Consider the following 7,480-nt stretch of genomic DNA (forward strand, 5'->3'; position numbering starts at 1 on the left):
GCGTTGATTTTTGCGGGCTCAGAATGCAAAAACGGACCTCCGTGGAGGTCCGTTGATATGAATTTGGTGCCCGGACTCGGAATCGAACCAAGGACACGGGGATTTTCAATCCCCTGCTCTACCGACTGAGCTATCCGGGCAACGGGGCGCATTAAACCGTATTCACGTCGGTCAGTCAATTAAATTTCGGGGAAAACCGTTCAACCGCTTAATATTGCGGCAATCTACGCATTTGTGCCTGAAGATTGAACAAAATAGGGAGGTGCCCCAGTCTCGCGCTCTCCAATAAGCATTGTGCGCTTAGGTCAGCGCCCCGCCCATACGACACTGAGCAAAACGCAGGATATCTTCGGCCAGACGATGTGCTGTTTCTACATCAGCATGGCTGCGATTAACCAGCATGCGACTCAGGCAGCCCTCCAGCACCAGTTCCATCTGTTTGGCGACCATTGCCGGGTCATCAACTTCCAGCGTCGTCAGCAGCTCATGGGTGAAGTCATGTGCAGCCTTTTTCTGTTGATCGGCCAACTGATGGACAGGATGGCCTGGATCGGGGTAAAACGTGCAGGCAGCGATGAACAGGCAGCCTGGATAGCGATTATTACTCACGCATTCGGACAGCGCGTTATAGCGTGCCAGTAGTTTCTGCTCAGCGCTCAGCGTGTCATCCAGCAAAAGCTGACGCCGCCAGATATCCACCCGTTGACTGAGGTAACGCAAGGCATCGTACAGAATGGCCTCTTTATCAGGCCAGAAGCGTTGCAGTTCATCAAGTGGATAATTGACATGCTCTGCCACCATTTCCAGTGTGGTATTGGCTATCCCTTGAACCTCAAGTAATTTCAGGGCTTCTCCCAGGACATCTTCACGTTGCACGGTATTCTCCTCCGTATTTCCTGTTGCAAGTGTCGCTCACGGTTGGCGATCGCGCAAATGTGCGCTGAAGGTCGCGGCATCCATAAAACCCGTTACCCGGGCCTCCGGATGCTCTTTTCCCTCGGCATCAAAGAACAAGATAGTCGGCAAACCTAAAACCTGTAGGTGTTTCAGCAGAGCGACATCCTGGGCATTGTTTGCTGTCACATCAGCTTGCAACAGCACCGTGTTGCCTAGCGCTTGCTGAACCTGCGGATTACTGAACGTGTACTTTTCAAATTCCTTACAGGCTACACACCAGTCGGCATACAGATCCAGCATGACTGGCCTGCCTTTAGCTTGCTCCAGCGCTTGATTTAACGCATCTACCGATGCCACCGGCGTGAAGTTAAGGTGTGCCTGGGTTTGAGTATGCGGCGCGCCGAACGCCCAGTCTTGCAGTGGACGCACGCATACCAGTGCTGCGGCTAACAGGACAATCTGCACGATACGCATCCAGGCGTGCTTTGCCTGCAGGCTGGTGATGAACGCCCAGCCAAAGAACGCGACGCCTAACAGTGACCATAAGCGAATGCCCCATTCGTCGCCAATAATGCGTTCGAGTAAAAAGACGGGAAGCGCAAGGATGACGAAACCAAAAGCGGTTTTGACATGTTCCATCCATGGGCCACTTTTAGGCAGCAGGCGGTTACCAAATACGGTAATCAGCATCAGGGGTAATCCCATCCCCAGTGCGTACAGATACAGCGTGCCGCCTCCCAGCCACATGTTCCCGCTCTGAGCGATATACAGCAAAATCGCGCTTAGCGGGGCTGTGGTGCAAGGGGAACAGATGAGGCCGGCAATCGCCCCCATCGCAAAGACGCTACCAGGAGAGCCGCCTTGCTGGCGGTTACTCATCAATGTGAGACGCGTCTGCAGCGATGAAGGGAGCTGCAGCGTGAACAGGCCAAACATCGACAGAGCCAGCAGCGTAAAGACAATGGCAAGCCCAATCAATACATAGGGATGCTGTAGCGCGGCCTGAAACTGTAGCCCGGCAGCCGCAACGACCAGACCCAGCGCGGTATAGGTGAGCGCCATTCCCTGTATGTAGATAAAGGTCAGCAGCAGAGCCCGCCCGGTTGATAAGCGTTGTTTACCGCCGAGTACGATCCCGGAAATCAGTGGATACATCGGCAATACACAGGGGGTAAAGGCAATGCCAATCCCGATCAGCAATGCCCACAGTGCGGAAAAGGGGAGTTGGGCGGCTGGCTGTGATTGTTTTTCCGGGGCGACTGTATCAGGCGTTGGTGTAGGCGTCGCATCTGTACGAGCCATGACTTCACTGAGTGGAACGGTTTTGGTTTCCGGCGGATAGCAAAATCCGGCATCGGCACAGCCCTGGTAAGTAACGGTCAGCGTTGCACCAGATGCGGCCTGATTGATCGTTACCGGAACGTTCAACTGCTTACGGTAAATTTCACTTTTGCCGTAAAACTCATCTTCATGCCAGACGCCTGGCGGTAGCTTTACCTCGGCAATATCAGCCTGAGACGGTGTAATGCTTATCTGTTTGCGGTACAGGTAGTAGCCGTCTTTTACCTGCCATGAGAAGTTCAGGTCATGTTGGTTTTGCTGAAAATCAAAAATAAATGCCCGGTCGGCAGGGACAAACTGCGAGCGGCCAGGCGAATCAAATAATCCGGCAAAAGTGGATGTGCTGCATAGCAGCAGGATCAGCGTAAGGATGCGTTGAGCCATGAGCGGTAATCAAAGTCTCCGTGAGTGACGGGTAAAACCAGAAGTTCAGGGGTTTGATATGGATGATGAGACTTCAGGCAATCGAGAAGCGCTTGCTGGTGCGTGACGGTAGTTTTTAAAATCATCTGGACTTCATATTCCTGCTCCAGCTTACCCTCCCAATAATAGAGAGACGTTGCACCGGGCAGCAGCGTCACGCAGGCGGCCAGTTTTTCTGCCAGTACTTTTGCAGCCAGATCCTGGGCGGTTGCTTCATCCGGGGCGGTACAGAGCACCACAACGGTATCGGGGATGGAGATATCCTGACTCTTAACATCAAGCATAAACACCTCGAAAGAACAGAGTAACCAGCAAGAGAACGGTAACTATACAACGGACGAGGGAAGGATGTTAGTTAAAGCGAGGCGGGGAGGTACTGCGGGATGCCTAAGCACCCCGCAGGTAAAACTTACAGCATGAAGCTACCCAGCAAGAAGCCGAAGCAGACAGCCAGAACCACACCCAGAGTACCCGGGATGAAGAACGGATGGTTAAAGACGAATTTACCGATACGGGTAGTACCGGTGTCATCCATCTGAACCGCCGCAACCAGAGTTGGGTAGGTAGGCAGAATGAACAGGCCAGAAACCGCAGCGAAAGACGCTACAGCGGTCAGTGGAGAAACGTTCAGTGCCAGAGCCATCGGCATCAGTGCTTTAGCCGTTGCAGCCTGAGAATACAGCAGAGCAGAAGCAAAGAAGAAGATGACAGCCAGCAGCCACGGATGACCCTGAATTACGCTACCTGCAGTATCTTTGATCCAGTCAATGTTGTGAGATACGAAGGTATCACCCAGCCATGCAACACCCAGGATACAAATACAGGCGCTCATACCGGCTTTGAAGGTGCTGGAGTTCAGGATGGAGTCAGTTTCAACGCGGCAGATGATTGTCGTCAGCGTCGCGATGCTCAACATGATGATCAGAATGGCATTGGTGGTGTTCATCAGCGGTTTAGCGACCAGGCCAAGGCTTGGGCTGTTGACGATGGCGTAAACGACAACACAAACTACGCCCAGCAGGAACAACCAAACGGAGGTTTTTGCGCCAGCTTTGATTTCAACTTGTCTTTCACCGCGCAATTCAACCAGACCTTCTTCCAGACGCTTACGATAAATCGGGTCGTCAGACAGTTTGGAGTTGAACAGTGCGGTGACCAGGAAGGACATCACCAGAACGGCCAGCAGGGTAGACGGAATGACCACTGACAGCAGGTGAATGTAGCTGATACCATGACCTTCCATGACGGAAGACATGTAAACCACGGCCGCTGAGATAGGTGATGCGGTAATCGCAATCTGTGCAGAAACCACTGCGGTAGAGAGCGGACGGCAAGGTTTGATCCCTTGCTCCTTCGCGACTTCAGCGATAACTGGCAGCGTTGCCAGAGAGATGTTGCCGGTACCGGCAAAGATAGTCAGGAAATAGGTCACGATCGGTGCAAGGATTGTGATGTATTTCGGGTTCTTACGCAGCAGTTTTTCAGTTTGATGGACCAGATAGTCCAGACCACCGGCAATCTGCATGGCGGAGATAGCAGCGATAACCGCCATGATAATGGAAATAACATCGAACGGAATATTACCCGGTTTTACGCCAATAGCGGCGAGAACCAGAACACCCAGCCCACCTGCAAATCCAATACCGATACCCCCAAGTCTGGCACCCAAAAAGATTGCCAGCAAAACGATGATAAGTTCTAAAACTATCATATTAGCCTTCCTTGTTGTTTAACAAGTTGATATTAAATTGTTGTTTTTAAGTAACTTGGTGCAAGAAAAAAGGCACGTCATCATGACGTGCCCTCTCTGGTACTACCCTACACGATTACTGTTCGCTTTCATCAGTATAACGTTTTGCTTTATAAGCCGGGTGCATCAGGTTCTGTGCAGAGAAGATATCGTCCAGTTCTGCCTCGGTCAACAGACCGCGCTCCAGGACAACTTCACGCACGCTCTTACCGGTTTCGGCACAAATTTTACCGACGATATCGCCGTTGTGGTGACCGATGAACGGGTTGAGGTAGGTGACGATACCGATGGAGTTATAAACGAATGCTTCACACACTTCTTTGTTAGCAGTGATGCCGCTAACGCATTTTTCCAGCAGGTTGTAGCAAGCATTGCTCAGAATGTGGATAGATTCGAACATTGCCTGGCCGATAACAGGTTCCATTACGTTCAGCTGCAGCTGACCTGCTTCAGATGCCATGGTAACAGTGACGTCGTTACCGATGACTTTAAAGCACACCTGGTTTACAACTTCTGGAACAACCGGGTTCACTTTTGCTGGCATGATGGAAGAGCCCGCCTGCAGTTCCGGCAGGTTGATCTCATTCAGGCCGGCACGTGGGCCAGAGGAGAGCAAACGCAGGTCGTTACAGATTTTGGACATTTTCACAGCCAGACGTTTCAGTGCACCGTGCACCATAACGTATGCGCCGCAGTCGGAGGTGGCTTCAATCAGGTCTTCTGCAGGAACGCAGGCGAAACCGGTCACTTCAGCCAGTTTTTGCACTGCCAGCGGAGAGTACTCTTTCGGTGTGTTCAGACCCGTACCGATTGCAGTTGCGCCGAGGTTAACCTCCAGCAGCAGCTCAGCGGTACGGCCAATGTTTTTCACTTCTTCTTTCAACAGTACGCTGAAAGCACGGAATTCCTGACCGAGGGTCATCGGTACAGCATCCTGCAGCTGGGTACGACCCATTTTCAGGATGTCCTGGAATTCAACAGCTTTTTGCTCGAAGCCTTCACGCAGCTGGTTCAGAGCATCAATCAGTTTGATGATGGATGCGTAAACAGCGATACGGAAACCGGTCGGGTAAGCGTCGTTGGTAGACTGACATTTGTTGACGTGGTCGTTCGGGTTCAGGTACTGATATTCACCTTTCTGGTGACCCATCAGTTCCAGACCGATATTGGCCAGCACTTCGTTGGTGTTCATGTTGACGGAGGTACCCGCACCACCCTGGTAAACATCTACCGGGAACTGATCCATGCATTTTCCGTTATTCAGGACTTCATCACACGCCGCGATGATGGCATTTGCCACGCTCTTAGGAATAGTTTGCAGCTCTTTGTTGGCCAGTGCCGCTGCCTTTTTAACCATTACCATGCCGCGAACAAATTCAGGAATGTCACTGATTTTGTTGTTGCTAATGTAGAAGTTTTCAATCGCTCTCAGAGTGTGGACACCATAGTAAGCGTCCGCTGGAACTTCCCTGGTACCCAACAAGTCTTCTTCGATACGAATGTTGTTTAACATGTGAACCTTCTTTTTCAAGCTGCCAATGATTTGACTAAACACACAGGATATATGTGATTTCGATTGTTTCTCGACCGACGATTATCCCCTGCATCGGTCTGATACCCGAGATCATATGCTGGTTCAGGATTTCTACCGTAATCTGGATCACTTAAAGCGTGGAATTTACCCCTTATTTATTATTCTGTGAAATAGATCACCCCTTTAGGATTAACACCAAATATTAGTGTACAAGCAGCTTGAAATTTTGCTAATCACCCCAATATTAGAGTGATGCAAGTCACACAATTTTCGAGCAGTTGTTGGTGAAAACGACTGTTTTCAACAGGAGAGCCCTTTGCGCTGGATACCATTACTTGCCATTTTTCTCTACGTTTACATAGAGATATCTATTTTTATCCAGGTTGCCCATGTGCTGGGTGTCCTGATGACCCTGATTTTGGTTATTTTTACCTCGGTTATCGGTATGTCTCTGGTTCGTAACCAGGGGTTTAAGAACTTTTTACTGATGCAACAGAAAATGGCGGCAGGTGAAAGTCCGGCTGCAGAAATGATCAAGAGCGTGTCGCTGATTATCGCCGGCTTGCTGTTGGTGTTGCCTGGTTTCTTCACCGATTTCCTCGGTCTTCTTCTTTTATTACCTCCGGTGCAGAAACATTTGACCATGAAGTTGCTGCCACATTTGCGTTTTTCGCGTATGCCAGGTGGTGGATTTAGTGCCGGAACCGGTGGCGGTGAGACCTTCGACGGTGAATTTCAGCGTAAAGATGATGAGCGCAACCGTCTTGATCATAAAGACGACGATCGTCGCGACTGACCCTGCAGGCCCGGTAAGTGCTACCGGGCTTTCTTATTGCTTATTTGGCCTCAGCCATTTTCCGGCTCGGTAAAAACAGCCACAGCCCTGCCAGCATAATCAGCGCATACAGGCTCTTCCAGCCTACCATCGCTAACAGCAGCAGACACAGAAGACCGCCAATGACCGCCAGTGCGCGGTAATGTCCTTTCAGTAATCGACAACCCGCCAACATGCACAGCAAATAAATCATAATAAAGATGCCGTTGGCGTAGACGATTAACGCATCGAGATTGATTTGCAGCATATAGATGCACAGAGTACTGACTACGCAGCAGCCCAATACGGCGTTTAGCGCATTGCCCGGAAGGTGGCGGGGGGACAGACGAGCCAGATAACTCTCAGGCTTATACTGCGCTTGCGACCAGACCAGTCGAGCGAAACTTTGAATATAAATGTTGAGGCTGGCAAAACAGGCCAAAAAACCAATGATGCAGGCGACCCACAGTGCCTGTACACCAAACAGTTGCACGACGATTTCTGGCAGCGACGCTGCGGCGGCCATTTGCTCGCCGTAGGCACCAAAATGGAGAACGACGACGGTGCATGCCCAATAAACAGACCCAGCCAGCAGCAGGCCGATCATCAGCGCGCGTGGGAAGTCTCGTTCCGGATTTTTGAATTCAGACGCCAGGTGAGCAAACGCTTCGAGGCCAACAAAACACCAGAACATCACCGACAGCGCGGCGAACAGACCGGG

7 protein-coding genes and 1 tRNA gene are annotated in these 7,480 nt (G+C 51.0%); 1 reads left to right on the forward strand and 7 read right to left on the reverse strand.

The genetic code is table 11. From position 1 onward, the window contains the following. Positions 1-64: 64 nt before the first annotated feature. From JTI85_RS03275 to aspA, 6 genes are all read right to left on the reverse strand, one after another. Positions 65-140: transfer RNA gene (locus JTI85_RS03275), tRNA-Phe, on the reverse strand. A gap of 160 nt (positions 141-300) precedes the next feature. After that, positions 301-876: a transcriptional regulator gene (locus tag JTI85_RS03280; protein WP_101743244.1), complete on the reverse strand. Its 576-nt coding sequence runs from the start codon at positions 874-876 to the stop codon at positions 301-303. Positions 877-912: 36 nt separating this feature from the next. Continuing rightward, on the reverse strand, positions 913-2,622 hold the full coding sequence (locus JTI85_RS03285) for a protein-disulfide reductase DsbD (RefSeq protein ID WP_101743243.1): 1,710 nt from the start codon (positions 2,620-2,622) through the stop codon (positions 913-915). Then, positions 2,598-2,945 carry a divalent cation tolerance protein CutA gene (gene cutA / locus JTI85_RS03290; protein ID WP_003025447.1) on the reverse strand — a complete coding sequence of 116 codons (348 nt, stop codon included), beginning with the start codon at positions 2,943-2,945 and terminating at the stop codon, positions 2,598-2,600. Before cutA ends, JTI85_RS03285 begins: the two co-directional genes overlap by 25 nt. Before the next feature lie 125 nt (positions 2,946-3,070). Beyond that, positions 3,071-4,372 (reverse strand): anaerobic C4-dicarboxylate transporter DcuA, encoded by a 1,302-nt coding sequence (dcuA, locus tag JTI85_RS03295; protein ID WP_003830670.1) that lies wholly within the window; start codon positions 4,370-4,372, stop codon positions 3,071-3,073. 115 nt (positions 4,373-4,487) lie between these two features. Next, complete coding sequence (aspA, locus tag JTI85_RS03300) at positions 4,488-5,924, reverse strand: aspartate ammonia-lyase (RefSeq protein WP_048212919.1); 1,437 nt, start codon at positions 5,922-5,924, stop codon at positions 4,488-4,490. Between the two features lie 337 nt (positions 5,925-6,261). Between aspA and JTI85_RS03305 the strand changes: the two genes are divergently transcribed. Beyond that, complete coding sequence (locus JTI85_RS03305; protein WP_048212918.1) at positions 6,262-6,741, forward strand: FxsA family protein; 480 nt, start codon at positions 6,262-6,264, stop codon at positions 6,739-6,741. 40 nt (positions 6,742-6,781) lie between these two features. Here the strand turns inward: JTI85_RS03305 and yjeH are convergent. Next, positions 6,782-7,480, reverse strand: a 699-nt coding sequence (yjeH, locus tag JTI85_RS21230) for an L-methionine/branched-chain amino acid transporter (protein WP_255575065.1), incomplete at its 5' end; no start/stop codon positions are given.

This window comes from Citrobacter sp. Colony219 (assembly GCF_019382635.1).
Classification (GTDB): Bacteria; Pseudomonadota; Gammaproteobacteria; order Enterobacterales; family Enterobacteriaceae; genus Citrobacter; species Citrobacter youngae.

Coding starts and splice junctions, on each gene's coding strand:
- cutA (WP_003025447.1), bottom strand. CDS start 2,945: ATGCTTGATGTTAAGAGTCAGGATATCTCCATCCCCGATACCGTTGTG.
- aspA (WP_048212919.1), bottom strand. CDS start 5,924: ATGTTAAACAACATTCGTATCGAAGAAGACTTGTTGGGTACCAGGGAA.
- JTI85_RS03285 (WP_101743243.1), bottom strand. CDS start 2,622: ATGGCTCAACGCATCCTTACGCTGATCCTGCTGCTATGCAGCACATCC.
- dcuA (WP_003830670.1), bottom strand. CDS start 4,372: ATGATAGTTTTAGAACTTATCATCGTTTTGCTGGCAATCTTTTTGGGT.